25 protein-coding genes and 1 pseudogene are annotated in these 26,915 nt (G+C 65.5%); 11 read left to right on the top strand and 15 right to left on the bottom strand.

What is annotated here, in order from left to right:
• Positions 1-99: 99 nt before the first annotated feature.
• A complete protein-coding gene (locus tag C8C95_RS19515; protein WP_056746683.1) occupies positions 100-969 on the bottom strand; it encodes an HDOD domain-containing protein in 870 nt (289 codons plus the stop codon).
• Positions 970-1,133: 164 nt separating this feature from the next.
• Positions 1,134-2,081 (bottom strand): LysR family transcriptional regulator, encoded by a 948-nt coding sequence (locus C8C95_RS19510; protein WP_056746686.1) that lies wholly within the window; start codon positions 2,079-2,081, stop codon positions 1,134-1,136.
• A 132-nt stretch (positions 2,082-2,213) separates the two neighbouring features.
• Between C8C95_RS19510 and C8C95_RS19505 the strand changes: the two genes are divergently transcribed.
• Positions 2,214-2,858 (top strand): NAD(P)H-dependent oxidoreductase, encoded by a 645-nt coding sequence (locus tag C8C95_RS19505; RefSeq protein WP_099730040.1) that lies wholly within the window; start codon positions 2,214-2,216, stop codon positions 2,856-2,858.
• A gap of 190 nt (positions 2,859-3,048) precedes the next feature.
• Here the strand turns inward: C8C95_RS19505 and C8C95_RS19500 are convergent, their stop codons facing one another.
• The 4 genes from C8C95_RS19500 to C8C95_RS19485 form a co-directional block, all read right to left on the bottom strand.
• Positions 3,049-5,355 carry a bifunctional diguanylate cyclase/phosphodiesterase gene (locus C8C95_RS19500; protein WP_116749660.1) on the bottom strand — a complete coding sequence of 769 codons (2,307 nt, stop codon included), beginning with the start codon at positions 5,353-5,355 and terminating at the stop codon, positions 3,049-3,051.
• Between the two features lie 285 nt (positions 5,356-5,640).
• Positions 5,641-6,477 (bottom strand): MetQ/NlpA family ABC transporter substrate-binding protein, encoded by an 837-nt coding sequence (locus C8C95_RS19495; RefSeq protein ID WP_056067616.1) that lies wholly within the window; start codon positions 6,475-6,477, stop codon positions 5,641-5,643.
• Between the two features lie 233 nt (positions 6,478-6,710).
• The gene (locus C8C95_RS19490) at positions 6,711-7,799 is read right to left on the bottom strand and encodes a DUF6817 domain-containing protein (protein WP_116749659.1); all 1,089 of its coding nucleotides are present in this window, start codon (positions 7,797-7,799) and stop codon (positions 6,711-6,713) included.
• A gap of 323 nt (positions 7,800-8,122) precedes the next feature.
• A complete protein-coding gene (locus tag C8C95_RS19485) occupies positions 8,123-8,431 on the bottom strand; it encodes a hypothetical protein (RefSeq protein ID WP_060985737.1) in 309 nt (102 codons plus the stop codon).
• 284 nt (positions 8,432-8,715) lie between these two features.
• Between C8C95_RS19485 and C8C95_RS19480 the strand changes: the two genes are divergently transcribed.
• A complete protein-coding gene (locus C8C95_RS19480; RefSeq protein ID WP_015013846.1) occupies positions 8,716-9,009 on the top strand; it encodes a DUF4148 domain-containing protein in 294 nt (97 codons plus the stop codon).
• A gap of 215 nt (positions 9,010-9,224) precedes the next feature.
• Positions 9,225-10,453 (top strand): annotated as a pseudogene (locus C8C95_RS19475) (IS3 family transposase).
• 110 nt (positions 10,454-10,563) lie between these two features.
• Here the strand turns inward: C8C95_RS19475 and C8C95_RS19470 are convergent.
• The 4 genes from C8C95_RS19470 to C8C95_RS19455 form a co-directional block, all read right to left on the bottom strand.
• Positions 10,564-11,703, bottom strand: a complete 1,140-nt coding sequence (locus C8C95_RS19470) for a zinc-binding dehydrogenase (RefSeq protein WP_116749658.1) — start codon at positions 11,701-11,703, stop codon at positions 10,564-10,566.
• A 124-nt stretch (positions 11,704-11,827) separates the two neighbouring features.
• Entirely contained in the window at positions 11,828-13,054 is a 1,227-nt protein-coding gene (locus C8C95_RS19465) for an MFS transporter (protein ID WP_243415785.1), read from the bottom strand.
• 96 nt (positions 13,055-13,150) lie between these two features.
• Entirely contained in the window at positions 13,151-14,281 is a 1,131-nt protein-coding gene (locus C8C95_RS19460) for an alpha/beta hydrolase (protein ID WP_207780622.1), read from the bottom strand.
• A gap of 66 nt (positions 14,282-14,347) precedes the next feature.
• A complete protein-coding gene (locus tag C8C95_RS19455) occupies positions 14,348-14,701 on the bottom strand; it encodes a cyclophilin-like fold protein (protein WP_165836557.1) in 354 nt (117 codons plus the stop codon).
• A 213-nt stretch (positions 14,702-14,914) separates the two neighbouring features.
• Between C8C95_RS19455 and C8C95_RS19450 the strand changes: the two genes are divergently transcribed.
• The 3 genes from C8C95_RS19450 (at position 14,915) to C8C95_RS19440 (ending at position 16,763) form a co-directional block, all read left to right on the top strand.
• Entirely contained in the window at positions 14,915-15,805 is an 891-nt protein-coding gene (locus C8C95_RS19450) for a LysR family transcriptional regulator (protein ID WP_116749655.1), read from the top strand.
• 150 nt (positions 15,806-15,955) lie between these two features.
• Positions 15,956-16,435: a MerR family transcriptional regulator gene (locus C8C95_RS19445; protein ID WP_116749654.1), complete on the top strand. Its 480-nt coding sequence runs from the start codon at positions 15,956-15,958 to the stop codon at positions 16,433-16,435.
• The gene (locus C8C95_RS19440) at positions 16,362-16,763 is read left to right on the top strand and encodes a carboxymuconolactone decarboxylase family protein (RefSeq protein ID WP_116749653.1); all 402 of its coding nucleotides are present in this window, start codon (positions 16,362-16,364) and stop codon (positions 16,761-16,763) included. Before C8C95_RS19445 ends, C8C95_RS19440 begins: the two co-directional genes overlap by 74 nt.
• Before the next feature lie 85 nt (positions 16,764-16,848).
• Here C8C95_RS19440 and C8C95_RS19435 read toward each other — a convergent pair whose 3' ends face one another.
• The 3 genes from C8C95_RS19435 to C8C95_RS19425 all read right to left on the bottom strand — a co-directional run bounded on the left by C8C95_RS19435 (position 16,849) and on the right by C8C95_RS19425 (position 19,464).
• Positions 16,849-17,454, bottom strand: a complete 606-nt coding sequence (locus C8C95_RS19435; RefSeq protein WP_116749652.1) for an isochorismatase family protein — start codon at positions 17,452-17,454, stop codon at positions 16,849-16,851.
• A gap of 80 nt (positions 17,455-17,534) precedes the next feature.
• Positions 17,535-18,359, bottom strand: coding sequence for a pirin family protein (locus C8C95_RS19430; RefSeq protein ID WP_116749651.1), 825 nt, complete (start codon positions 18,357-18,359; stop codon positions 17,535-17,537).
• A gap of 31 nt (positions 18,360-18,390) precedes the next feature.
• Complete coding sequence (locus C8C95_RS19425; RefSeq protein WP_116749650.1) at positions 18,391-19,464, bottom strand: alkene reductase; 1,074 nt, start codon at positions 19,462-19,464, stop codon at positions 18,391-18,393.
• Between the two features lie 247 nt (positions 19,465-19,711).
• Here C8C95_RS19425 and C8C95_RS19420 point away from each other — a divergent pair, with 247 nt between their 5' ends.
• Entirely contained in the window at positions 19,712-20,608 is an 897-nt protein-coding gene (locus tag C8C95_RS19420; RefSeq protein WP_116749649.1) for a LysR family transcriptional regulator, read from the top strand.
• A gap of 5 nt (positions 20,609-20,613) precedes the next feature.
• On the opposite strand, the gene C8C95_RS19415 is transcribed toward C8C95_RS19420, so the two are convergent.
• Together C8C95_RS19415 and C8C95_RS19410 are read right to left on the bottom strand one after the other, a co-directional pair.
• Entirely contained in the window at positions 20,614-21,195 is a 582-nt protein-coding gene (locus C8C95_RS19415) for a DUF1566 domain-containing protein (RefSeq protein WP_116749648.1), read from the bottom strand.
• Positions 21,196-21,305: 110 nt separating this feature from the next.
• The gene (locus tag C8C95_RS19410) at positions 21,306-22,280 is read right to left on the bottom strand and encodes a LysR substrate-binding domain-containing protein (RefSeq protein WP_116749647.1); all 975 of its coding nucleotides are present in this window, start codon (positions 22,278-22,280) and stop codon (positions 21,306-21,308) included.
• Between the two features lie 166 nt (positions 22,281-22,446).
• Between C8C95_RS19410 and C8C95_RS19405 the strand changes: the two genes are divergently transcribed.
• The 4 genes from C8C95_RS19405 (at position 22,447) to C8C95_RS19390 (ending at position 26,843) form a co-directional block, all read left to right on the top strand.
• The gene (locus tag C8C95_RS19405) at positions 22,447-23,535 is read left to right on the top strand and encodes a tartrate dehydrogenase (protein WP_116749646.1); all 1,089 of its coding nucleotides are present in this window, start codon (positions 22,447-22,449) and stop codon (positions 23,533-23,535) included.
• A gap of 41 nt (positions 23,536-23,576) precedes the next feature.
• On the top strand, positions 23,577-24,881 hold the full coding sequence (locus tag C8C95_RS19400) for a glycerate kinase (RefSeq protein WP_116749645.1): 1,305 nt from the start codon (positions 23,577-23,579) through the stop codon (positions 24,879-24,881).
• Between the two features lie 61 nt (positions 24,882-24,942).
• Positions 24,943-25,977, top strand: a complete 1,035-nt coding sequence (locus C8C95_RS19395; RefSeq protein WP_116749644.1) for a tripartite tricarboxylate transporter substrate binding protein — start codon at positions 24,943-24,945, stop codon at positions 25,975-25,977.
• A gap of 86 nt (positions 25,978-26,063) precedes the next feature.
• The gene (locus tag C8C95_RS19390; RefSeq protein ID WP_243415729.1) at positions 26,064-26,843 is read left to right on the top strand and encodes a GNAT family N-acetyltransferase; all 780 of its coding nucleotides are present in this window, start codon (positions 26,064-26,066) and stop codon (positions 26,841-26,843) included.
• Positions 26,844-26,915 lie beyond the last annotated feature (72 nt).

Raw genomic sequence — 26,915 nt, 5'->3', positions numbered from 1 at the left:
CGCACCAGCAGATCTCGCAGTGCCCACGTCATGTCCGCAGGGGGCGGGCGTAGCTGCCCCGCTCGGCGGTAGCGGCGAGTCAGTTGCTCGTCGGAATCATTAGAACCGCACTGCCTCAAACGCGGGGTGCAGCGCGTCGATCCAGTGGTCCAGCTCGTCCTGCGTCACATGCAGGTGGTCCATGCAGGCTTGGCCGTGTTGGGTCCACTCGCGCGTGGGGGCCAGGCCGTCGTGCTGGTTGACCAGAAACTCGGCCAGCAAGCCCAGCGCCACCAGGTGGCGCACGGTGGGATCAAACTGCTCGTCGTTCAGGCACGCAAAGTCGTGGTGCAGCCAGATGGCCTGGGCCACGTCGCCCGGCAGGTGCCAGGTGCGCGCCACGATGGCGCCCATCACCGCATGGTCGGTGCGGTGGCTCGCGTTCTCGGTCTGGGTAAAGGTGCGGTCCTTGCGCGCCAGGGCCTCGGTCACGGTGCCCGCGTAGCCACGCACCGCCTTCACCAGCACCGGCATGCCCACATGGCAGAACAGCCCGAAGCTGTAGCCCAACCCTGGGTCCAGGCTGTAGAGCTGGTGGCCGATGTGCTCGCACGCAATGGCGCGGCGCTGCGAGCTTTCCCAGAAATGCTCCAGCAGCGGCGAGCGCACCTGCAGCGCGTTGCGCGTGATGAAGGCAGACAGCAGCTCCACGGCCGGCTGCAGCCCCAGCACCGTCAGCGCCATGCCCACGGTCTGCACCGGTTGGGCCAGGCCGTACAGCGGGCTGTTGGCCAGCCGCATCACGGCGGCGGCCAGGGCTACGTCGGAGGATGCCAGTTGCTCCAGCGCGGTCGAGTCCAGCTCGGGCGCCGCCACGATCTGCTGCAGGCGCAGCAGTGACTCGGGGCACGGCGGGATCACGATGGCGCGCACGGCAGGGTGCACGCGGGCTTGCCGGATGTCTTGGTCGATGGGGTGTGGAGCGGTCACAAAAAGTCCCCGGGCCGCCGCGTGTGCCGACCACACGGACGGGCGCAGCCCGCACAGTTGCAATTCGTTGCATTGTGGCGCCAAAAAGCGCTTTGCCCACCGAACCCGTGCACAAGCGCAGGCTTTGCGCCCAGCGCCTCAGAACCTGCCCTTTGAACAGGTTCTCAGATATTGGCGCCGTCGAGCCCCTGCAGGGCCTGCCGCGTGCTCAGGCTGCTCCGGCCGGGCATGGCCTCGCCCAGGTAGTCCAGAAAGCGCCGCACCGCGGGCGACAGCCCCCGGCGGGAGGGGAACACGGCATGCACGATGGCGGGCGCCGGCGCCCAGTCGGGCAGCACCCGCACCAGCTTGCGCTCGCGCATTTCTTCCTGGCACATGTAGTCGGGCATCCAGCACACCCCCGTGCCGGCCACGGCCGCGTATTTGAGCGTGAGCAGATCGTCCGCCACATAGCGCGGCGTGTGCTGCACCACCTGGTGCACGCCGCCCGGGCCGATCAGGTTCCAGGTCGATCGGCCATCGGGGGCCGACATGGCGATGCTGTCGAGCTTGGCCAGGTCGTCCAGCGTTTGGGGCGTGCCCTGGCGGATCAGCAGCTCGGGGCTGGCCACCAGGATCTGCGTGGTGTGGTCCAGCCGCTTGACGACCATGCTGCCGCTGTCGTCCACCGAGGGACGCACGCGCAGCGCCACGTCGATGCCCTCTTCCACCAGGTTGACCGCGCGGTTGCTCACCAGCATGTCGATGCGCACCTCGGGGCAACTGGCCAGGAACCTGGGGATCAGCTCGGCCACCACGGTCTGCGCCAGCGTCACCGGGCAGCTCACGCGGATGGTGCCGCGCGGCACGGTCTGCACCTGGGCCACCGTGTCGGCCGCCGCCTGGGCCGATTCGCGCATGGCCTGGCAGTGGCGCAAATAGGCTTCGCCCACTTCGGTCAGCGAGAGCTTGCGGGTTGTGCGCTGCAGCAGGCGCACGCCCAGCTGCGTTTCCAGGTCGGACACCCGGCGCGACAGGCGCGATTTGGGAATGCCGAGCGCGCGGCCCGCAGCGGCAAAGCCACCGCGCTCCACCACTTCGGCGAAATACAGCATGTCGTTGAGATCTTGCATGGGCTTCATCGTCCTATGGATAGAACAATCTATCGCAAGTTCACTACCTTATCAACAAATTGATCCATCCCCACAATTCATCCCATGGCCACACGCTGTGGCTCCGATCCACAGAACCCCAGGAGTTCCCTCATGCAACTGCTTCACGTCGACTCTGCCATCACCGGTGATCAATCCGTGTCCCGCCAACTGACTGCCCGCACCGTGACCGCCTGGCAAGCCGCCCACCCTGGCACCACCGTGCAATACCTGGACCTGGCCCAGCAAGCGCCTTCGCACCTGTCGGCCCAGTCGCTGGGGTTCCGCACCGGCCAGGCCGCTGCCACCGAGGCAGAGCGCGCTGAAAACGCACTGTCCGAGGCCCTGGTGAGCCAGTTCCTGGCCTCCGACGTGATCGTGATTGGCGCGCCGCTGTACAACTTCTCCATCCCCAGCCAGCTCAAGGCCTGGATCGACCGCCTGGCGCAAGCGGGCCGCACCTTCAAGTACACCGAGAAGGGCCCCGTGGGTCTGGCCGGTGGCAAGACGGTGATCGTGGCCTCCACCCGTGGCGGCGTGTACTCGACCAGCGAAGGCGGCCAAGCGATGGAGCACCAGGAGAGCTACCTGAAGGTGGTGTTCGGCTTCTTCGGCATCACCGACGTGCGTTTTGTGCGTGCCGAAGGCGTGGCCATGGGCCCGGACGCCAAGGCGGCCGCACTGGCCTCGGCCAACGTGGAAATTTCCACACACACCAGCGTGGCCGCCAACCAGGGTCGCGTGTCGCAGGCCGCCTAAGCCCAGCGGCAACAACGGCGCGCAGGGCACAAGCCCTGCAAGCCCCCTCCCCAAACCCGGCCCTGTGCCGGGTTTGGGCTTTTATCAGGGAAAAACGGCCGGATGCGCTAGTGGAACATGCCTGAGCAGCTATCATTTTTGATATGCCACACACGGACCATGCCGCCCCCACGCCACACCGTGCCTGCAGTCACTGCGCAGCGGGCGGCGCCTGCCGCTGCAACCATTGCTGGGCCAGTGGCCCGGGCGCCAGGGCCGGTGCAAACAGCCAGCCCTGAAAACGCTCGCAGCCCATGCGGATCAACAACTGCAGCTGTTCCTCGGTCTCCACGCCTTCGGCCACCACCTCCAGCCCCAGCGTGCGGGCCAGGGCGTTGACGGTGGCGCAGATCTCGCGGTCGTTCACGTCCACCACGATGTCGCGCACAAACACCTTGTCGATCTTCAGCTCGCTCACCGGAAGGCGCTTGAGCTTGATGAGCGACGAGTGGCCGGTGCCAAAGTCGTCGATCGACAGCGCAAAACCCGCGTTCTTCAGATCGAGCGCGATGGCGTACAGGGACTCGTCCAGCAGCTGCGACTCGGTGATCTCCAGCACCAGGCCGGCGGGCGCCACCCCGGCGCGCTGGGTCACGCCCAGCAGGGTCTGGGTAAAACCCGGCTCACGCAGCTGGATGGTGGAGACATTGACCGACACCACGGGCACCTGCCAGCCCTCGGCACGCCACTGTGCCATCTGGCGGCAAGCGGTCTCGAACACCCACAGCCCGATGGGCACGATGAGCCCGCTCTCCTCGGCCAGCGGGATGAACTCGTCGGGCGGCACCGCCTTGCCATCCACCGACCAGCGCAGCAGCGCCTCGGCACCCACGGTCTGGCGCTGCTGGTTGAGCTGGGGCTGGTAGACCAGCGCGAACTCGCCCGCCTGCAGCGCGTTGTGCAAGCGCCGGCGCAGCTCCAGCCGCCCGCGCGTGATCTGCGTGAACTCCTCGATGTAGAAGCGGTACGAGCCCCGACCTGCACTCTTGGTGGCGTGCAGGGCCGAATGCGCGTGGCGCACCAGCTCCACGCTGTTGGCCGAGTCGTCCGGGTACAGGCTGATGCCCAGGCTGGCACCCATGTATTGCGCACCCACCTCCGACAGCTCCCACGGCCGCGCCAGGCCCTCCACCAGCGAAGCCGCCAGTTGCGCCAGCTCGGTGCGCGACGCCGGCCGCAGCAGCATCACCGTGAACTGGTCATTGGCCAGCCGCGACACCAGGCCCTGCCCCGCCAGCAGCTGGGTGATGCGTTGCGCCACCTCGCTCAGCAGCGCGTCTCCCACGCGGTGGCCATAGGTTTCGTTCACGCTCTTGAAGTGATCCAGGTCGATCAGCATCAGCGCCACGCGGCGGTTGGTGCTGTGTGTGTCGCGGGCGGCCTCGGCCACGGCACGCTCCAGCGCGTCTTCAAAGTAGCGGCGATTGGGCAGGCCGGTGAGCGCATCAAAGTGCGCCACGCGGTACAGCTGCTCCTCGTTGCGCAGCACAGCGGCCTCGGCCGTGCGCAGGCGGTTGAGCAGGGTCACCACAATGGTCTGGCGCAGTGCAGCCAGCAGCAGCACCAGCAGGCAGCACACCAGGATCAGCGCCTGCATGCCTGCCCTGCCATCGGGCGCCACAAACAGCAGCACCAGGGTGATGGCCGCCAGCGTCATGGACAGCAGTGGCACGTAGTTCATGACCTGGTCGCACTGGCGGCGGTAGGCCGAATCTGCCGACATCTCAAACCGCAGCCAGCGTGCGCCCCAGCCCAGCACCAGCGCCGACGCACTGAAGCTGGCGTTGAACCAGATGCCCGGCTGCACCGTGTTGCTGATGACCATAAGGTTCCACTGCATCCAGCTCAGGCCAAAGCCCAGCAGGCCCAGCAGCACCAGCGCATGGGACCGGTCGATGCGCACCCCCACCGTCGGAACAGCCAGCGCCGTGACGCCCGCCGCAGCGAGAAACCCGGCCGGGTACAGCACCAGCACCGTGCCCACGGCCAGCGAGTCCACCTCGCCCGAGGGCAGGTAGATCACCAGCGTGAACGCCAGCAGCGCCAGCACCGTGCCGCCAAAGTCCAGGGCCGCCGGGTAGGCCCGGTCGCGCGACAGGCGCGCAAACGTGGCGCGGATGACGGTGGCAGCCCACAGCGGCCCCCCCGCCAGAAACAGCAGGTCGGCGGGCGCGGGGAATGGGTTCCAGTCCAGCGCCACCTGCACGTTCCACACCATTTGCCCCAAGGCCACCAGCACCGCAAAGATCAGCAGGCCGGTGTGCAGCGCGCGGTCGGTGGGCGGCGCCAGCCGCCAGCCACGCCAGGCCCAGAAGGCAGACAGCCCAAACGCCAGCGTCCAGGAGGCGTTGTCCAGAAACAGCCGCACGCCCGGTGCCGGTGCCCACAGTGACGCAACGAACAACAGCGTAGTCGCACTCAACCAGACCGCTGTGAGGATTCGTTCCGCGAAGGGCATGGTGGAGGGGATGCTGTTACTGGACGTTACCCTCTCATTGTGTATGCAAGCGCGACACCACAGTTTTCCCAGCGCAACGCAGGGGAATGGTGTTGGCGAACCGCTATCATTTAGATAGCTATTTGCGCTTTACGGAAAAGCGCATAACGCCAAAAATACTTGGATGTTTGACTGCTGTCGCAGTCGCTTTTTCCGCCCCTCCCCCCTTGCGGGAGAGAGGGCGAAGCAGCAACCAGTCCGCAGAGCCACAGCGCCCTTCATCGCAGGGCGCTTTTGCGATCAGCTTCAGAAGCCTGGCAGCACCGAGCCCTTGAATTCGGTCTGGATGAACTTCTTGACTTCTTCCGAGTGGTAAGCCTTCACCAGCTTGGCCACCCAGGGCTTGTCCTTGTCGGCTTCACGCACGGCGATCAGGTTGACGTAGGGGCTCTTGGCGTTTTCTTGTGCAATGGCGTCCTTGCCAGGGTTCAGGCCGGCCGACAGCGCAAAGTTGGTGTTGATGGCCGAGGCGTCCAGATCGTCCAGCGAACGGGGCAGCTGGGCGGCGTCCAGTTCAACAAACTTGAGCTTCTTGGGGTTGCTCACCACGTCCAGCGGCGTGGCCTTGAGGCCCGCGCCGTCACGCAGCTTGATCAGGCCCTTGTCCTGCAGCACCAGCAGCACGCGGCCGCCGTTGGTGGGGTCGTTGGGAATGCCGAACTTGGCGCCTTCCTTCAGGTCTTCCAGTTTCTTGACCTTCTTGGAATACAGGCCGATGGGGAAGTTGACGGTGTAGCCCACCGACACCAGCTTGTAGCCACGGTCGGCCACTTGCGCATCGAGGTAAGGCTTGTGCTGGTAGCTGTTGGCGTCCAGGTCGCCCGCAGCCAGCGCGGCGTTGGGCTGCACGTAGTCGCTGAACTCGACGATCTGGATCTTGAGGCCGTCCTTCTCGGCAACCTTCTTCACCTGCTCGAAGATCTGGGCGTGGGGGCCGCCGGTCACGCCCACCTTGATGGGCTTGTCCTGGGCCATGGCGCCGGACGAGAAAGCGGCAGCAGCGGCCAGGGCCAGGGCGGATTGCAGGAGAAGGCGCTTGTTGTTGTTCACAGGGAAAACCTTTCGTTGAGAGATGGTTCGCATCCTAGGGTTTCCCCGATAAAACTGGAACAACTAAGTTTTCATTTCATTACAACCCATTCGAATAAGAAGACAAGGCCCGTGCCCCCACCCCCACCTCATGAAACTGGCGCCCGCCCGGCGAGGGCAGCCGAGCAAGGGCCGCCCCGCAGCGAGGGCTGCGTCCCCCTTCCCGAATCGCGCAGCGATTCAAGAGGAGGGGGAAGTGGCGCAGCCACTCAGGGGGATGTTCCAAGTCACCCACGCAGTGCCACGTTGTTCAGCTTGTCCAGCCGCTCGGGCCAGGTGCCTTCCACCGTCGCGCCCTGCAGCAGGATGCGCGTCCAGGCCACCCAGGCGTCCCACTGCACGCGCTTGTCCCACGCATTGCCCCAGGCGCTGAACAGGTGCAGCGCGCTCTCGGCGGCGGCCTTGGCGTCGTCCTTGCGGCCAGCCGACAGATACAGCTGCGCCAGCACCATCTGCGGCTCGCCCACCCAGGGGTTGTGGCGCACGGCGCTTTCCAGCACGCCGGTGGCCACGTCCAGGTCCACCAGCGGCTGGTCTTGCTGGATGACAGACCAGTACAGCGACGTGGCCGCCGCCTCGTTGGCGGCCGACAGGTGCTGCGAGCAATGTGCAAACACGGGCGGCATGGGCAGCACGTCCTTCAGCCCTGGGTGCTGCAGCGCTTTGGCCAGCCCGTTGATCTGGTGCACCATGCGCCCCGACGGCCGCATGGGCCCGGGCCAGAGCGATGCAGCCCAGTGCGCCTTCTGGTTGCGGTGCTGCACGTCCGGAAAGCGCGAAAAGATGTCGTCTTGCCAGCTGAACCACTGCTCGATGGTGTCGGCCATGCTCACGATGATGAAGGCCGCCACCTCGTAGGGCGTGAGCACGTGGTCCTGCCCGTCTTTTTGCAGCACCAGGCTGCCGTCTGCTTCCAGCGCATGGGCCAGCACTTTTTGCACAAACTGCGTGCGCGACTGGGTGCAGAACAGGTAGACCAGGTGCTCGGCCGACTCGCCCGCAATCTCGCGCACCCGGGCGCGCTCCTTGGCAGGGTCGAACTTCACCAGGTCCACAAACGCATTGCCATACACACTGTGCAGCAGCCCCAGCAGGCGCACGTCGCGCGGCTGCTGCCACACCGTCAGCGTGCGCGTCACGCCCACCAGGTGGTGGCGAAACGTACCCGCCTTGTGCCAGTCCTGCCCCACATTGCGTGCAAGCACCGTGGGCAGCACGGGTGCCAGCTCGGGGTCGCGGGTCAGCCATTCATCGTCCAGCAGCGGCAACGCGCGGGCAAACAGGTCAGGGTCCAGGGGGTGAAGCGGCAGGGTCATGGGGTTGTGTCTCCGGCGTTGAGGGTGCAGGGAATGCAATGTACACACAGTATCTGCCCCCACGGCGGTTGCGCAAGCACGAGGGCGACCCGGCCCGTACACCCCGCACGCGCCTGCACGGCGGTTCGGTCAGCCCCATTGCGTGCTGCGGGCCTTCAGGCTCAGAGGCTGAGAGCTTTTTAGCCGGGCCCGAAAGGCGCGCCCATACGCCTCGGATCTAGGCGCAAAGCACAGCCATAGCTCAGGCTATGGCGAGCATTGGTAACGACGAGCCGGGGCGTATGGGCGTGCCAGGCGGGCGTGGATAAAGGACTCTCAGCCTCTCAGACCAGCCGCACCTCAAAGTAAGCACCCTCACCCTCCCCCAAGTCCCGGAACCCGGCCTGCCGGGCCGCCACGCTGGCCTTGCCCCATGCCTTGAGCAGGGTGAGATCGCCCGGGGACACCACCTCGGGCGGCGACTCCTCCAGGCTCTGCATGGTGTCCAGCGCGGCCGCCACCTGTTCGGGGCCGCCCAACTGCTTTTCCAGGGCCCTGGCGTACCGGGTTTCGGCGGCTATGCGCTCCTTGGCCGGAAGCTCCTCGGGGTAGTCGCGGAGGTTGACGACGTACGTGGATTCGATGACTTGCATGGCGCTGCTTCTCCTGTGGTTTGATACTGTATAAATATACAGTTTTTTCCAACAAAATTCGAGCGCTGAAAGATTCCCCGCAGAGTGCGGGAGGAAGGAAAGATTGTTCTCAATACTGGAACAGTTAGTTTGCGACTAGGTGGTTTTTCCCTGAACACCATCGGCGTACAGTTCATCCCATCGATGAGCCGAACCCGCAAGGCGACTCACCGAACCCGGTTCAGGAATGGTTTTTGACCCGGCTTTTTTGAGACGCTTTTTAAGTTTTTTTAAGGATTTTCATCATGAACAAGACCGCCCGTTTCCTCTCCGTCGCCGCTGTTGCCGCTTTCGCCGCCTTTGGCGCCCATGCTGACGAAGCCGATGGCTCGCAATTTGCTCTGAAGTTCGACACGAACCGCACCCGCGCTGAAGTGCAAGCCGAAGCTGTAGTGGAAGCCAAGACCCACAACATGGAACCCGCAGGCTCGCGTGTGGTGACCTACAAGTCCACCGCTGACCGCGCTGCCGTGCGTGCACAGGCTGCCGAAGCCGTGCGCACCGGCCAGATCCCTTCGGGCGAATTCAGCGCCATGTAATTTGGCAGACCAACTGCTTGGGTTGGATTGAAGCAGTTGCGGGACTTCCCAGGGTGGTGGCACTTCGCGCGGTGCGGGTGCTGCTGCCATGGGGAGTGTTAACTGAACCGCAGGGGCGGGCAGGCAAAAAGGGCTCCCTTTGGGAGCCCTTTTTGTTGGGTGTGACCCGTCCTACCCGGCGTTGACACATGGACCTTTCAAAAAGGGCATGTGTCATGGAATCAAGTGTCAAACGCACGCAGCGCGACTACACGCTGGCCTTTAAGTTGGCGGTGGTGGAGCAGGTGGAAAAAGGCGAGCTCACGTACAAACAGGCGCAGCAGCGCTACGGTATCCAGGGCCGCTCGACGGTTCTGGTCTGGCTGCGCAAGCACGGTCGCCTGGGCTGGAGTCCTGCGGCATCATCTGCAGCCATGCCGATAGACAAGAAGAACACTGGGGCTCTCACGCCCGAGCAGCAGATCAAGGCCCTGCAGGTGCAGCTCGCACAGGCGCAGGAGAAGGCCAGGCTATTCGAAGCCGTCATCGACGTGCTGCGCAAGGACTACGGGGTGCGCGTCGTAAAAAAGCCTTTGGGCAAGTCCTCGCGCAAAACCTTGTCACAGGGTTGAGCGTGAAGAGGGCTTGCCAGCACATGGGCCATAGCCGGCAGGCGTATTACCAGGGCAGGCGCCGCCAGGCCGATCGCCTCGCGAACGCGCAGGCGGTGGTGGAGTTGGTGCGCGAGCAGCGCATGCGTCGGCCACGCATCGGCACGCGTAAGCTGCACTACCTGCTGCAGGAGCCGCTGCAGCGCTGAGGCATCGACTTGGGCCGCGATGCAATGTTCGACGTCCTGCGCAACGCCAGGCTGCTGGTGGCGCCCCGGCGGGCGTACCACAAGACAACAGACAGTCACCACCGCTTCCGGCGCCATCCGAACCTGCTCAAAGCCGGGCCACAGCAGGTTCGCGCCAGCGCCAGCGAACAGGTCTGGGTAGCAGACATCACCTACCTGCCCACACACGGCAAGTTTGTTTACCTGAGCCTGGTCACGGATGCTTATTCCAGAAAGATCGTCGGCTGGCACGTGCATGAGAGCATGCAGACCGAGGAGGTGGCGCAGGCCATGAAGATGGCGCTATCGGGGCGACAGAGCAGTCGGCAGCTGGTGCACCACTCCGACAGGGGTATCCAGTACTGCTCGACGTATTACCAGGCCCTGCACAAGCGCCATGGCGTGATCTGCTCGATGACGGACGGCTACGACTGCTACCAGAACGCGCTGGCCGAGCGGGTCAACGGCATTCTGAAGACCGAGCTCTTGTTGCAGCGCCCTGCGGATCTCGCCCAGGCCAGACGCATGGTCGAGCAGTCAGTCGACATCTATAACTGCGAGCGACCTCATCTGTCGCTGAAAATGCAAACGCCCGATGCAGTGCATCGGGCGTCATTAGTCGGATAGTCCGGCTGGAGTTTTAAACCGTCCTGGGTGTCAACGCTATTCAGGACGGGTCATGCCTGCCGTGTAGCCGCGCCCCCCCAGGGGCGCCAGGCGCGCCCCTGCAAAGTCGCTTACAGCGACGGGTCGATCAACACCTTGGCGCCGGTGTTGCGCGGGCCGTAGAACGCGATGGACTCGGCACTCAGCACCCCTGCCAGCGACACGGTGCGCGCGTAGTGGCTGGCGAACGTGGTCTTCAGCTCGGCCGCCACGCGCTGGCGCAACGCCTGGGTGGCCTCTTCGCCGATCTTCTGCAGAAACGGAAACAGCAGCCATCCACCCATGCCCCAGGCCATGCCAAAGGTGCGGTGCACTTCGGTCGGGCGCGTGTCCAGGTGGCCGTACAGGTACACCTGCTTGTGCACTGCCGAGCCGTAACGGCTGTATTCCTTGGCCTTGCGGTTGATGGCGGCCTCCATGCACTGCAGGATCTGCCCGGCCAGCGTGCCGCCGCCCGTGGCATCAAACGCAATGGTGGCGCCCGTGGCGGCCAGCACGTCGGTCAGTTCGGCCATGAAGGTGGGCGCGCTGCTGTCGCACACATATTGGGCGCCCAGCTCGCGCAGCAGCGCCGCCTGCTCGGGCTTGCGCACGATGTTGACCAGGCCGACACCGTCTTTCTGGCAAATCTTGAGCAGCATCTGGCCCAGGTTGCTGGCTGCCGCGGTGTGCACCAGCGCAGTGTGGCCCTCGCGCTTCATGGTCTCCACCATGCTCAGCGCCGTCAGCGGGTTGACAAAGCACGATGCGCCTTCAGCCGCCGTGGTCCCGGGCGGCAGCGGCAGGCACTGCGACGCAGGCATGGCGCGGTATTGCGAATACATGGCGCCGCCAATCACCGCCACCGTGCGGCCCAGCAGCGCCTGCGCGGCAGGCGAGCTGCCTGCGGCCACCACCAGGCCCGCGCCCTCGTTGCCCACCGGCATGCTCTGGCCCAGGCGTGCCGCCATGCCCGGCATGGCGCGCTCAGGGATGCGGGCCGTGGCCACCGGCCGCTCGGCCGTGCCCGTGACCTGCACGGTGGACAAGTCGGCGGGGCCCAGCAGCAGGCCGATGTCCGACGGGTTGATGGGTGTGGCTTGCATCTGGATCAGCACTTCGTCGGGCCCTGGTGTGGGCACGGGTGTCGGCTCCAGGCTGATCTGCAAGGTGCCATCGGCTTGCACAAGCGAGCGCAACTGCAGCGCGGTGGTAGGGATGGAGGGGTTCATGGAGGACTCGCTGTGGGGTGATGAAAATGGGGCCGCGCGCATGGAGCGACGCGACGTGGAGGGAGGCTGCGGTGCCAGGAGGTCACAGCCTCCCCACCGGAACCCGCCATTTTTCATCAGGACGCTAGGTTTTGCTGTCCCCTCTGTTTTGCACCCCATACGAGGTCAGCTTGCTCGCGCGTGTGCAGCCTGTCTCTCTTCCTCCATCTGAAACAGCATCGCCCTCGGCCATGCCAGCGCGCCAGGTCAGTAAGACCAGCAAAGCTGCCAACAGCAACAAAAAAGCGCTAACGAAAAATGTGATCTGGTAGCCGCCATGGTCAAACAGCAGGCCGCCCACCGTAGAGCCCAGGCCAATAGCCAGCTGGACCACCGCCACCATGAGGCCGCCCCCAGTTTCGGCGTCGTCCGGCATGGAACGGGCCACCCATGTCCACCAGCCCACAGGCGCGGCCGTGGCTACCAGGCCCCACACGCCCAGCAAGGCCGTGACAGCGGTGAGCTGGTCACCCAGACTGACCAGTGCGATAGCAATGAGCGCCATCAAGGCGGGTGCCATGAACAGCGTCGTATAGAAACCTCTGGCCAGCGCCATGCCGACCAGCGCAGTGCCCACAAAGCCCGCCACCCCGATCACCAGCAGGATGAACGATACCGTGAACCCACCCACCTGCGTGACAGTTTCCAGAAATGGCCGCAGGTAGGTAAACAACACAAACTGCCCCATGAAAAAGCAGCCCACGGCCAGCATGCCCACAGCGATCACCCGGCACCGCAGCAGCCTGACAACCGCACCACCAGAGCCCCCCGCGCGCTGCAGCCCGGCAGGCATGGGCGGCAGGCTCACCCACTGCCAGATGAAAGCCACCACCGCCACCGGCACCAGCCCCCAGAAGGCCCCACGCCACCCGACCACGGCACCCAGATAGCTGCCCAACGGCGCCGCCACCACCGTGGCCAGTGCGTTGCCACCATTGAAAATGGCCAAAGCCCGTGGCACCTGCTGCGCAGGCACCAGCCGCATGGCCGTGGCGGCAGACAAAGACCAGAAGCCGCCCACCACCACCCCGATGAGCGCGCGACCAGCCATGTACACCGCGTAATTCGGCGCCAGAGCAATGACCGCGCCAGAGAGGCACATCAGCGCTGTGAGACCCAGCAACAAGATCTTGCGGTCCACTCGGCCTGACAACGCCGCAATGCTCAGGCTGGTGAGTACGGCGAAGGCGCCCGATATCGCAATGCCCTGCCCGGCCCAGCCTTCGCTGACCCCTAGGTCTGCGGCCATGGAGGTCAGCAGGCTGACGGGCATGAACTCCGATGCGATCAGCGCAAACACGCAGAGCGTCATCGCAAAGACACCGCTCCAGCGCGCAGGCTGCACCGCTGCACCCACCGCACCGTCAAAATCGCCCGACGGCGCAGCACATACCTGAGTGGTCATCGTTTATGCCAGGTGCTTGCCAAAGAACGCCGTCAGCTTGTCCCACGGGATCAGGTTCACGCGGTCATACAGATCCACGTGGCCCGCGCCGGGGACGATGTGCAGCTCTTTGGGCTCGGCAGCACGTTGGAAGGCGTCTTCGCTGAACTCCTTGGAGTGCGCCTGATCGCCCGTGATGAAAAGCATGGGGCGCGGAGAAATCGTCTCGATGTCATTGAACGGATAGAAGTTCATGAACTTGACGTTGCTGGTCAGCGTGGGGTGGGTGGTGGTCAACGGCGAACCGCCCTTGGGAGTGAACTCGCCACGCGGGGTGCGGTAGAAGTCGTAGAACTCGCGTTGAATGGGGTGCGTGTCTGCCGTCAGCTGGTGCACCGTGCCACCGGTGTACTGGGTGGCACCGCCGGTGAACTCCACATACCGCTGCTCGGCAGCGGCGGCAATGATCTGCTTGCGCAGCTCCACGGTTTGCGAGTGGTTGAGCGCATCACGGTTGGCAGCGCCCATGTCGTACATGCTGACCGTGGCGATGGCCTTCATGCGCGGGTCGATCTTGGCAGCGCTGATGACAAAGCTGCCGCTGCCGCACACACCAATGGCACCGATGCGCTCGCGGTCCACCATCGCCTGCGTGCCCAGAAAATCCACCGCTGCACTGAAAGCCTCGGCATAGATGTCAGGCGCCACTGCGTTGCGCGGCTGGCCGTCACTCTCTCCCCAGAAAGGCAGGTCCAGCGACAGCGCGACAAAACCCTGCTCCGCCATCTTGGTGGCATACAGGTTGGCGCTTTGTTCCTTGACTGCGCCCATGGGGTGGCCCACCAGAATGGCCGGATTTTTTTTGCTGCGGTCCAGGTTCTTGGGCACAAACAGGTTGCTAGCCACCGCCATGCGGTACTGGTTTTTGAAGGTCACCTTGCGCACGGTCACCTTGTCGCTTCGGTAGAAATTGTCGGCACCGCTGACCTTGCCGGGTGCTGGCTGCAGCCCCGCTGTCATCGCACCGCTGCTCGCAGCAGACAACCCGCCGATTGCTGCGGCACCAAAGCCCGCTCGGATGAGGAAACCGCGCCGGTCCGAGGTGGGCGGGTCCGTAACGGGGTCGGTGTTCAAGGCGTTGAGGGTGTTGTCCATGTTCGATGCTCCTGTGGATGGGGGAATTCGGTGTCAGTGTCGAGAGGGGGCGAAGACGGCGACCGTTCAATCGCTGGCACGCTCAATGCGCACGGTGAAGGGCCCCGGCCGTTGCAGGGCTGCAAGGCCGCTGTCCACCTTGCCAAGGCGGACCAGGCCTCGGTCGTGAACAGTGCCGCTCAGATAGATCGCCAGGTTGCCCCACGGCGCGTAGTAAGCGATGTCACCGGTCACAGGGGTCATGCCCGTCGATGCGGCCGGGGTAGACAACTTGCGCGGCAGTGTGGCAATGCGCTCGATCTCCGCATAGTTCTGCAGCGTCAGCGACAACGGCAGTTGGGCCAAAAAATCGCGCGTGGCGGCGTTGTTATCCAGGATGGCGGTGGCAATGGCGCCGTCGGTATGCAGTTGAATTTTCATGGAGCCCTGCTGTGCAAAGGTGGTAGCTGGCGTCCCCGCAGCTGCCAGGGTGAATGCCACGGCGACACCCGTGAAGGCAAGGCGTTGGAAGGGGTGGGTGCTGATGCGTTGTGCCATGGCAAGAAGTTTGCCCAGCACTCGCCGCACTGACTAGATAATGAATGACGAATAGGTTTATAAGAATGGCTAACCAATCAACCCACAGAACCTGCCATGGCGCGACGCAACCTGAACGACTTGCTGGCCTTTGTCACCGTGGCGCGCGAGGGCAGCTTCACCCGGGCTGCAGCCACGCTGGGCGTCACGCAGTCCGCCCTGAGCCAGACCATCCGTGGCCTCGAAGAGCGCCTGCAGATCCGGCTGCTCACACGCACCACGCGCAGCGTCTCGCCCACGCCAGCGGGCGAACGCCTGATGCACGCCATCGGCCACCGCTTTGACGAGATTGAGGCCGAACTGGATGCCCTGACCGCACTGCGCGACAAACCCGCAGGCACTGTGCGCATCACCTGCGGCGATCACGTCATGCACACCACGCTGCTGCCCAAGCTCATGCCGCTGCTGCACGACAACCCCGACATCACGCTGGAGTTCGACATGAACTACGGCTTTCGCGACATCGTGGCCGACCGTTTCGATGCCGGGGTGCGCCTGGGCAACACCATCGACAAGGACATGATTGCCATGCCCATCGGCCCGCCGCTTCGCATGGCCGTGGTCGCATCGCCCAGCTACTTTGCCGCCCATCCCATTCCCAAAACCCCGCACAACCTGACGGCGCACCGCTGCATCAACCAGCGCATGCCGACCTCGGGCGGCCTGTACGTGTGGGACTTTGCGCGCAAGGGCAAACAGGTCAACGTGCGGGTAGATGGCCCGCTGATCTTCAACACCGCCCCGCCCCAGGTCGATGCAGCGTTGGCCGGGCTGGGCATTGCGCTACTGCCCGAGGACGAGCTGGGCACCCACATCGAAGACGGTCGCTTGGTGCGGGTGCTAGAAGACTGGTGCCCGTCGTTCGCGGGCTACCACCTGTACTACCCCAGCCGGCGCCAGCCATCACCCGCGTTCTCGCTGGTGCTGCAGGCGTTGCAGCTGCATTGAAAAGACTACTCGCAAGCCACGCGGGTGGCAAAAGGTCGCGAGGCTGCGGAAGCGAGAAATGGCTAGACGATGGCCTTTTGCGGCGCCTCGTCACCATGGACTGATTCAGCACTTGACTTAGAGTGCACTCCAACTTTCAGAATCGTTCCCATGGCATCCCTCCTCACCATTGCCGAAGTCGCCAAACGCACCAGCCTGACCGCACACACCCTGCGCTACTACGAGCGCGCCGGTTTGATTGCGCCGGTAGCCCGTGCACCCGGTGGCCAGCGCCGCTATGCGGCGTCGGACATGGAATGGATCGGATTCCTGCTGCGCCTGCGCGAGACCCAGATGCCCATCGGGCAGATGCAGGCCTTTGCGCGGCTGCGCAGCGAAGGGAACGCCACCACCCCTGAGCGGCGCCAGTTGCTGGAACAGCACCTGGCGCAGGTGCTGGCAACGATCACCACGATGCAGCAAGCCGCACAGGCGCTGCAAGCCAAGATCGCGCACTACCAGGGCCTGGAAGCTTCCCTTCGGTCCACCCCGTCGTCCACCCACCAAGGAAGCTCCCATGCCCCCCGAAACCCAACCCCGCTATCTCCAGGGCCTCGCCAAGCTGCGCGAAATCGACGGCCACGCGGGTGAGCGTGTCGTCGCCAGCCTGGCCGACATCGCCCCCGACTTTGCACGCTACCTGATCGAGTTTCCGTTTGGCGACATCTATTCACGCCCCGGACTCGATCTGCGCAGCCGCGAGATTGCAGTCATCGCCGCACTGACCGCGCTGGGCAACGCCACGCCACAGCTCAAGGTGCATTTGCAGGCGGCGCTGAATGTGGGCGTCACCCGCGAAGAGGTCGTGGAGGTGCTGATGCAGATGGCGGTGTACGCAGGCTTTCCGGCCGCGCTCAACGGACTGGCCGCAGCACGCGAGGTGTTTGCAGCGGCCGACGCGCAACCAGAGACCGCTTGAAGCGCCCTGCCGTCCCGCCCTGTCCGGCCTGATGCGCATGGAGAGCGGCGACCGCCTATCTGGCGGCCCCCATTCACATCGATCGTCAGGCGATGCCTGCACCCAGCGCCGGGAACACATCCGTGAACAGCAGGGTGATCAGCTGCTGGCCGGTGGGCGTAGACCAGTCTTGCGCAATTTCAGCCATCAGCGTGTTGGTGGCGGTGAGCACGACACCGGCGTCGTGCATGCGCTGGCGCGAGAACTCTTCGGACAGGTCGCTGGGCGAGCCGGAGGCGTCCATCACCGCCTGCACACCGAAACCTTCCTTAGCGGCATCGATGGCCGGAAAGATAAGGCAGACGTCGGTGGTCACGCCAGCCATGATGAGGTTCTTGCGACCGGTGGCGAGCACCGCCTTCTTGAAGTCGGGGTAAGCCCAGGCGTTGACCACGCCAGGGCGCTTGATGCGAGCGTCATGGGCCTCAGGGAGAATCTTTGCAATCTCAGGAAGGATGGGGCCCTGGGCGCGGTCTTCCTGGCTGGACGTGATGACGACGGGCATGTTGAGAATCTTGGCCATCTTCGCCAGGGCAATCGACTGCTTGGCCGCCAGTTCCCTGTCGATGTTCTTGATGAGCTGCATGGTGCCGACCTGGTGGTCGATGAGCAGCAAGGCAGAGTTTTCGGCGGTGAATGTTTCAACTTTCATGGTGTAGCTCCTGAGTACCTAAGTGGTCAATGAATGAAATGGGGCGTAGGGGACACCCGCCCCGGCGGTGTGTGGCGCCCTTACAGGCTTCCCAACTCGCCACGTTGATAGGCGGCGGCTGCTGCAACCAGGTGATCCTGGTTGGCAAACGCCATCGGTCCGTTCGACACAACAGGCTGGTGCAGGGGTTGACCGATGAAGACGGCCACCTTGGCTCCGCTCGTCCTGGCCATCAGCTTGTGGGTCGTCGCCTCCGCGCTGGTTGGCAGGACGGGGGCGCTGAGGTCATCGAGACCGAACACCTCGCCATCAATCTCAGCGCTGCCAAACACCGGCATGAAGAACGCCCGTTGACCGGCGGGCACCGGTATGTCCACCGATGCCCATGGCTCCAGCGTGACATCCAGCAGGGTGACGTCGGTCGGAGGAGTCAATGGCGACTTCGCGTCTCCAAAGCTTCCCAATGGCACACGCACTCTGGCCCCTGAACGATGGATGACAGGCACATCTTGCGGGCGCAAAGTCAATGCGAACGGAGCATCGGTCTGGCGGGCCTGCGGCAAGTTGACGAAGATTTGCAGCAGGTGCGTGGTGCTTCCCAGGACGGCCGGGTTTTCTTCATGCACCACCCCGCGCCCTGCAGCCGTCCAGTGCAAGCCACCTGGTTCAATCAAGGTGCGATTGCCTTGCGAGTCGCGGTTGGCGATGCCTGTTTCCGAGTCCAGGAAAAGGTAGGTCACAGCAGAGAACCCGGCATGCGGATGCGGCGGGAAGGTGGGCGCACTCATCCAGGCGTGGTCAATGCCCATGAAGGGATCGAGCAGCGCTGGATCGGCGCCGTGCAAACGGTAGGCGCGGAACTGCGTTCCCCTGTTGGCGCGCTGCATGCGGGCAATGGTGGTCATTGGTGATCTCTCCTTGTAGCGCCAGGGCACCTCAATCGACTTCGGCGGGCTTCAGCACGGGATAGTCGATGTAGCCCCTGGCAGTCGGTGGTGCGAAGAACGTGCTGCGGTCAGGTGCGTTGAGCGCGGCGCCCACGCGAAAGCGCTCCGGCAGGTCGGGGTTGGCAAGAAACGACGCACCAAACACCGCAGCGTCGGCCTGCTTGTCTTGCAGCAGCTTCTCGGCGCTTTCCTGCGTGAGGCCGCTTCCCGCCAGGTAGGTGCCGTTGAACAGGGGTCGCAGCACGGCGTGGTAGTCCACGGCAGGGTTACCGAACAGTGCGACATGCAGGTACGCCAGGCCCCGGTCGCGCAGTTGACCCACGAGGTGCGTGTAGGTCTCTGGGGGCGCGGCATCCGTGATGCTGTTGTAGTTCATCTCTGGCGAAATCTTGATACCGACACGGTCTGCGCCGGCTTCGGCGGTCATGGCGTCCAGCACCTCCAGAACGAACCGCGCGCGGTTCTCGACCGAGCCGCCGTACAGGTCCGTGCGCTGGTTGCTTCCCGAGGACAGGAACTGTTCGGGAAGGTACCCCGACGCAGCGTGCAGCTCGACACCGTCAAAGCCCGCGTCGAGGGCCCGGCGGGTGGCCTGGCGGTAGTCGTCGATGACCCCGGCAATTTCTTCCAGACCCAGCGCACGGGGCGTCACGAAGTCCACCTGACCCGTCGGTGTCCAGGCTTGCCCCTCGGGCTGGATGGCGGAGGGCGCCACAGGCGTCTGGCCATGGAGCAGCGAAGGGTGCGACACACGGCCGCAGTGCATGAGCTGCATGAAGATGCGCCCGCCACGGGCATGCACCGCCTCGGTCACTTTCTTCCAGGCCACGACCTGGGCTTGCGTCTCGATGCCGGGCGTGTTGACGTAGCCCTTGCCCAGGGCCGAAGGAAACACGCCCTCGGTGATGATCAGACCGGCACTGGCGCGCTGGGCGTAGTAGGTCACCGTGATGTCGCCCACCACACCGTCATCGCTGGCGCGAGAGCGTGTCATGGGAGCCATGAGGACGCGGTTCGGGGCGACGAGACGGCCGATGCGGACGGGAGTGAACAGGGGGTTCATGGGGATTCCTTGGGTTTGAGGTTGGGGTTGGCAAAGAGGCCGCGATGGCCCGTTCAACAGCGCGGGCCGCCTGGAGCATCCCGCTCAGCGGGAACACGCCTTGTGCTTTTGCGGGTGCGGGATAGAACTGCTGTGCTGGTGAACATCGAATCGGTCCTGTGACTGCGATGTCGGTATTTTTTATTATTCCCACCAAGAGATAAATACATCAAAATGGCAATCATTGATTCAAAAATGGAGCAATCAATTGGAGTTGCTGAATGACATGGCGCTGTTTGTGGAAGTGGCACAGGCACGCAGCTTTCGGGGCGCGGCCGATGTGACCGGCGTACCGAACTCGACCCTGTCACGCAGGATCAGCGCACTGGAGAAAGCCATCGGCCTGCGACTGCTGCATCGCACGACCCGCAAGGTCGAACTCACGGAGGCCGGGCAGCTGTATTACGAGCGCAGCCGACGGATCGTGGATGAAGCGCGCATAGCACACGAACAGCTCAGCGAAATGCTCGCGCAGCCCAGCGGCGTGCTGCGCGCATCACTCCCGGTCGATTTCGCGACCATCTACATGGCCCCACTGGTGGCAGACTTCGCGCGCCGCTATCCTGGCATCAGCTTCGATTTCGACCTCACTCCCCGGCGGGTAGACCTGGTCTCCGAACCGTTTGACGTCGCCATCCGCATGGGTGAACTCCGTGACTCCAATCTGATTGCCCGGCTGCTGGCCAGGCTGTCGGTGCAGGCCTATGCGTCACCCGGCTACCTGAAGGTGTCGGGAGTCCCAGAACACCCATCGCAACTGTCCGGGCACGAGTGCCTGGGGTTTGCCAAGGCCGCCACCTGGGAGCTGCACCGGGGCGAAGAAACCGTGAGGGTGGAAGTGGGCGGGCGGTTTCTGGTCAACAGCGTGGGCATGTTTCGCAGCCTGGCCACACTGGACATGGGCGTCGTTCTCCTGCCCGCAGAAATCGTGGCCGATGATGTGGCGGCGGGCCGCCTGCAGAAGGTCCTGCCGGAGTGGGCGGGCAAGCCGACGCCGGTCTATGCGCTGACGGAAACCCGCTTGCTACCCGCCAAGGTGCAGCGCTTCATCGAGTTCCTGCAGGAGCGCCTGGGACAGCGCGGCGACGAGGCGCGCGCAGGCTGAGGCCCTTACCGCCCTACCGGCATCGGCCGCACCAGCCGCACGGGCAGCTTGCTGGCCCGCGCGGCATCGCCGCGCGCCTCGCCGGTGGACAGGTTCACCGCCCAGCCGTTGATCATGGCCGCCTGCCGTGCGCCGTCGCCTGCGCGGCCCTGGGCGATGTTGCCGTAGGTGTAAGGGTTGACGCTGGGCGCGCTCACGTTGGCAGTGGACGACCAGTGCCACTGGCCCGGCGCCGCCGGGAACAGGAGGGGGTTGAGGCCCGGGGGCGACAGCGCCTTGTCCACCAGCCGCTGCAGCTCTGTCGCACGGGGCAGGCGCCAGCCTACACCCTCGGCCTTCCAGCGGTCAGAGGCCAGGGCCGTGGCCTCGGCACGGTCCAGCAGCAGGGGCTGGCCCGTGCAGGTTTTGCCGGTCCATTGCATGCCCTCCACACAGCGTGGCCAGGCCAGGCCGGCACGCTGGTCCAACACATAAGCGCCATCGGCGGACAGGGACCAATCGGCTGCCACCTGCGAATCGGCGGCCTGCGCAGGCCCGGCAAACAGGGCAACCAACAGCGGGGGGATGAGCGGCAACAACGTTTTCATGGGCAAAGCAGGGGCAATGAAAGCCAGGTACAGGTCCGGGGGCAGAGAGGCATCACAGGATGCCTCGGCAACACCCTAACCCGGCAGCGGCCCGCGCGCCACCCATCAGGTCAAGAAACCCGCACGGCCCGCCGCTTGTCCGTGCGGCCACCCACGCCCACTCCTGCCAGCGTGCCTGACGCGTCCAATGCCTCGGCCAGGAACCCCACAAACGCCTGCACCCGCGTCGAAAACTGGTGCCGCTGCGGGTACACCGCGTAGATGTCGGCCGCAGGCGTGTGGTACTGCGGCAGCACGGGCTCCAGCAGGCCCTGGGCCAGATGGCGGTTCACGTCCCACTCGGCGCGCATCACGATGCCGTGGCCTTGCAGCGCCCACAGTACAGCGATCTCGCCGTCGTTGGTGGTGAGGTTGCCGGTGATCTTGATCGACTCGGTGTGCGCCTTGCTGCCACGCCCGGTGGTCAGGCGCCACAGGCCGTAGGCCTCGTCGCCCTGGCGGATGCCGATGCACTGGTGCTCCATCAGGTCGCGCGGCACGCGGGGCCTGCCATGCTGCTCCAGGTAGGCGGGTGCGGCGCACAGCACGCGCCGGTTGGGTGCCATGCGGCGGGCAATCACGCGGCCGTCGGGCGGCTCGCCAAAACGCACGCACACATCGTAGGCATCGTCGGTGATCGGTGGCGGGTGCACCGACAGCTGCAGCTGCACATCCACTTCGGGGTACTGGCGCACAAAGTCCGAGATCACGGGCGCAATGTGCATGCGGCCAAAACCCAGCGTGGCATTCACGCGCAGCAGGCCCTTGGGGCTGGCCTTGGACTGCACGATGAGTTCGTCCAGCGCATCGATCTCGCGCAGGATGCGGCGCGCGTGCTCCAGCAGCAGCTCGCCCTCGGGCGTGAGGCTCATGCGCCGGGTGGTGCGGTTGATGAGCACCACACCCAGGCGCTTTTCCATCTGCGCCAGGTGTTTGCTCACGGCGGCGGTGGAAACACCCATTTCGCGCCCGGCGGCGCTCAGGCTGGGGCTGGCCGCCAGTGCCGAGAAGAAGCCCAGTTCTGCGGGCTGGATGGTGGAGCTCATCGCCGCATTATCAACTGCAGGTTAACGATGGATTCACTTGGCCGCCATTTTTACAACGAGCGGATGCCTACAGTCGCTCTCACTTTTTTGTTCCACCCGCTTTTCGCGGCCCGACATCCCCACAGGCCTTTCCCGACGCTTTCACACACCAAGACCAGAGACCTTCATGAAAATCTACCAAATCGCCACCATCCCCGGAGACGGCATCGGCAAGGAAGTGATTCCCGCCGGCCAGCGCGTGCTCGAAGCCCTGGCCGCCCGCCATGCGGGCCTGCAGTTCCAGTTCGAAAACTTCGGCTGGGGCGGCGACTGGTACCGCGCCCACGGCGTGATGATGCCGGCCGACGGGCTTGATGCGCTGCGCGGCAAGGATGCCATCCTGTTCGGCTCGGCGGGCGACCCGGACATCCCCGACCACATCACGCTGTGGGGCCTGCGCCTGAAGATCTGCCAAGGGTTCGATCAGTACGCCAACGTGCGGCCCACGCGCATCCTGCCGGGCATTGATGCGCCCCTGAAGCGCTGCACTCCCAAGGACCTGGACTGGGTCATCGTGCGCGAAAACTCCGAGGGCGAATACTCGGGCGTGGGCGGCCGCGTGCACCAGGGCCATCCCATCGAGGCGGCGACCGATGTGTCCATCATGACCCGCGTGGGGGTGGAACGCATCCTGCGCTACGCCTTCCGCCTGGCCCAATCCCGCCCCCGCAAGCTGCTCACCGTCATCACCAAGAGCAACGCGCAGCGCCATGCCATGGTGATGTGGGACGAGATTGCCGCGCAGGTGGCCACCGAGTTCCCCGACGTGAAATGGGACAAGGAGCTGGTCGACGCCGCCACGGCCCGCATGGTTAACCGCCCAGCCACGCTCGACACCATCGTGGCCACCAACCTGCACGCCGACATCCTCAGCGACCTGGCCGCCGCGCTGGCGGGCAGCCTGGGCATTGCGCCCACCGGCAACATCGACCCCGAGCGCCGCTACCCCAGCATGTTCGAGCCCATCCACGGCTCGGCGTTCGACATCATGGGCAAGGGCCTGGCCAACCCCATCGGTACCTTCTGGTCGGTGGTGATGCTGCTGGAGCACCTGGGCGAGGCCGACGCCGCGCGCGGCGTGATGCAGGCCATCGAACAGGTCACCGCCAACCCTGCCCTGCACACCCGCGACCTGGGCGGCACGGCCACCACGGCGCAGGTGACCGACGCCATGTGCGCGCTGATCAGCAGCACGCAGTTGCAAAAGGCCGCCTGAGCTGCGTGGCTCCAACACACTGCGCCCTGCCCCTCGACCCGATGAGCACACACATCGACACCCAGGCCCGCCACTGGCTGCGCAGCATGTTCGACGCCGCCATCGCATCCGCGCAGCCCGCGATATGTCTGCCGCCGCACCTGCCTGCCCCGCCCCGGGGCCGCACGGTGGTGATCGGCGCGGGCAAGGCATCGGCGCAGATGGCGCAGGTGCTGGAAGCCCACTGGCCCACGCCGCTCTCTGGCGTGGTGGTCACACGCTACGGGCATGCTGCCGCCTGCCAGCACATCCGCGTGCTGGAGGCTGCCCACCCCGTGCCCGATGCGGCGGGCCTGGCGGCTGCGCAGCAGATGCTGGCCGCAGTGGCGGGCCTCACAGCGGACGACCTGGTGATTGGCCTGTGGTCGGGCGGCGGCTCGGCGCTGCTGCCCTTGCCATTCCCTGGGGTCACGCTGACAGACAAGCAGGCGCTCAACCAGGCCCTGCTGCGCAGCGGCGCCAGCATCGGCGAGATGAACTGTGTGCGGCGCCACCTCTCGGCCATCAAGGGCGGGCGGCTTGCCCTGGCCTGCAGCCCCGCCCGCGTGGTCAACCTGGTGATGTCCGATGTGCCGGGAGACGACCCGCTGGACGTGGCCTCAGGCCCCACCGTGGCCGACCCGACCACCCGTGCACAGGCGCTGGCCATCTTGCAGCGCTACCGCATTGCGCTGCCACCCGCCGTACTGGCCGCACTGGACACTGCCGCCAGCGAAAGCATCAAGCCCGGCAACACCCGGCTGGGCCCCATCACCACCCATGTCATTGCTACACCCGACCTGGCCCTGCAGGCAGCCGCCCAAGTGGCGCGCCAGGCGGGCATCGAGCCCACGCTGCTCGGCGATGCACTGGAGGGCGAAGCCCGCGACATGGGCACCGTGCTGGCCGGTGTCGCCCGCTACGCCGCCAAGGCCCCGTCACCACGGCACCGCGTGCTGCTGAGTGGCGGCGAGAGCACCGTCACCCTGCGCCCGCCGGCACCAGGGCAAGCCATGCCAGCCCCGGGGCGCGGTGGGCGCAATGTGGAATGCCTGCTGTCCCTGGCCCTGTCGCTCAAGGGCTTGCCCGGCGTGTACGCATTGGCCGGAGACACCGATGGAATCGATGGCCTGGAGCCCGTGGCAGGCGCCATCGCCACGCCCGACACGCTGGAGCGCGCCTCAGCACTGGGCCAACACGCCACCGCAGCGCTGGACGCACACGACGCCCACTCCTTTTTTGGCGCGCTGGGCGACGCCGTGGTCACCGGGCCCACGGGCACCAACGTCAACGACTTCCGCGCGATCCTGATCGCAGCCACGGGCTGACGCCATGCACCGACGTCCCTAGCCCAGCAACCACAAGAACCACAACCCAACGGAGACAACCATGACACGCATTGCAACCCCGCACCACCCACCATCAACGCCGCCCACAACGCCCTCCACACGCCGGCACCACCTGCTGGCGCTGGCCGCCCTGGCTGGCGCTGCCTGTGCGCTACCCAGCGCACCGGCGCAAGCGCAGGCCTGGCCGGCCAAACCCGTCACCATCGTTGTGCCCTTTGCGGCCGGCGGCACCACCGATGTGCTGGCCCGTGCGCTGGGCGAAAAACTGGGCACGGCCCTGGGCCAGCCCGTGATCGTGGAAAACCGGGGCGGCGCGGGCGCCACCATCGGGGCCGACTACGTGGCCAAGGCCCCCGCCGACGGCTACACGCTGCTGATGGGCGCGGTGCACCACACCATTGCAACGAGCGTGTACAAAAAGCTCAACTACGACTTTCAAAAGAGTTTTGCACCCATCACCACCGTGGCGCTGGTGCCCAACGTGCTGGCCGTGAGTGCGGCCACGCCCGCCAAGGACGTGAAGGAGCTGGTGGCGCTGATCAAGGCCACGCCCAACAAGTTCTCCTACGGCTCCAACGGCGCGGGCACGGCGCAGCACCTGATCGGCACGCAGTTCGCCACGTCCATCGGCCAGCCCCTGCTGCATGTGCCCTACAAAGGCAGCGGCCCGCTCACCACCGACCTGCTGGGCGGGCAGGTGTCGATGTCGTTCGACACCGTCACCCCCGTACTGCCGCACATCAAGGCGGGCAAGCTGCGCGCCCTGGCGGTGACCACGGCCAAGCGCTCGTCCACCCTGCCCGATGTGCCCACACTGCAAGAAAGTGGCTTTGCGGGCTTTGACATCGGTACCTGGTTTGGTGTGCTGGCCCCCGCCCGCACGCCCGCCGATGTGGTGGCGCGGCTGAACACCGAAATGGTCAAGGTCATCCAGTCGCCGGACTTTCAAAAGCGCATGCACGACATTGGCGCCGAACCCATCGGCAACACCCCCGCGCAGATGGCCGAGCAGATTGCGGCCGACACCGCACGTTTTGCCAAGCTGGTGGCCGACAACAAGATCACCACCGACTGACCGAGGGGCCAAGAGCAGTTGCACAGAGTTGTCGCACAGGGTGGCTGGCGAGGTGAATGGTCAAGGTGGGTTGGTATAAACCAACGATGACCGACACCGCCGCCCTCATTGCCAACACCGCACCCGCTGCCCTCGTCCGCGCGCTGGAAGAGCGCGCCTTCAACGCCTGGCCTGCGCACCAGACGGTGTTTCACCGGGGCTGGGTGTTCCGGCTGTCAGGCGGCTACACCAAGCGCGCCAACTCGGTCAACGCGCTGGTGCCCGGCGCACCGTTTGACGGCGTGCGCGAGGCGGCGGCGGCGCTGTATGCGCGGCATGGTTTGCCCGCTGTGTTCCGCATCTCCCCCCTGGCTCCGGCCGAGGCCGACCAGGAGCTGGCGGATGCGGGCTACCAGCATTTTGACCCCTCGCTGGTCCTGCACCGGCCGCTGGCGCCGGGCTCGGTGCCCCGGCCTGATGGCACCGCCGTGGTCAGCACTTCGCCCTCGCCCGCGTGGCTGGAAGGTTTTGCGGCGGCCAACGGCGTGGCGCCGCACCACCGCAACCTGCACCGCGGCATCCTGGACGCCATCGCCCACCCGGTGGGCTATGCGCTGCAACACGACGCCCAGGGCCACGCCGTGGGCTTTGGCCTGACGGTGCTGGAACGCGGCGCGGTGGGCCTGTACGACCTGGCCGTGGCGCCTGAGCACCGGGGCGGCGGACGCGGGCGCGCGCTGGTGCAGGCGCTGCTGCACTGGGGCATGGAGGCCGGTGCAACCAGCGCCTACCTGCAGGTGCGGGCGCAGAACACGCCTGCGCTGCGGCTGTATGAATCGATGGGGTTCAAGACGGCCTACGGCTACCACTACCGGGTGCCGGGCTGAGATTGGCTTCTGCACCTCTCCCAGAGGGTGCGAGAGAGCCAGGACCAGCGCAGAGGCCCACGCAGTGCCTTC

This window comes from Acidovorax sp. 99 (assembly GCF_003096455.1).
GTDB classification, from domain to species: domain Bacteria; phylum Pseudomonadota; class Gammaproteobacteria; order Burkholderiales; family Burkholderiaceae_C; genus Acidovorax; species Acidovorax delafieldii.
Note: the sequence above shows the minus strand (reverse complement) of the source record. Positions and strands in the feature narration are given on the sequence as shown.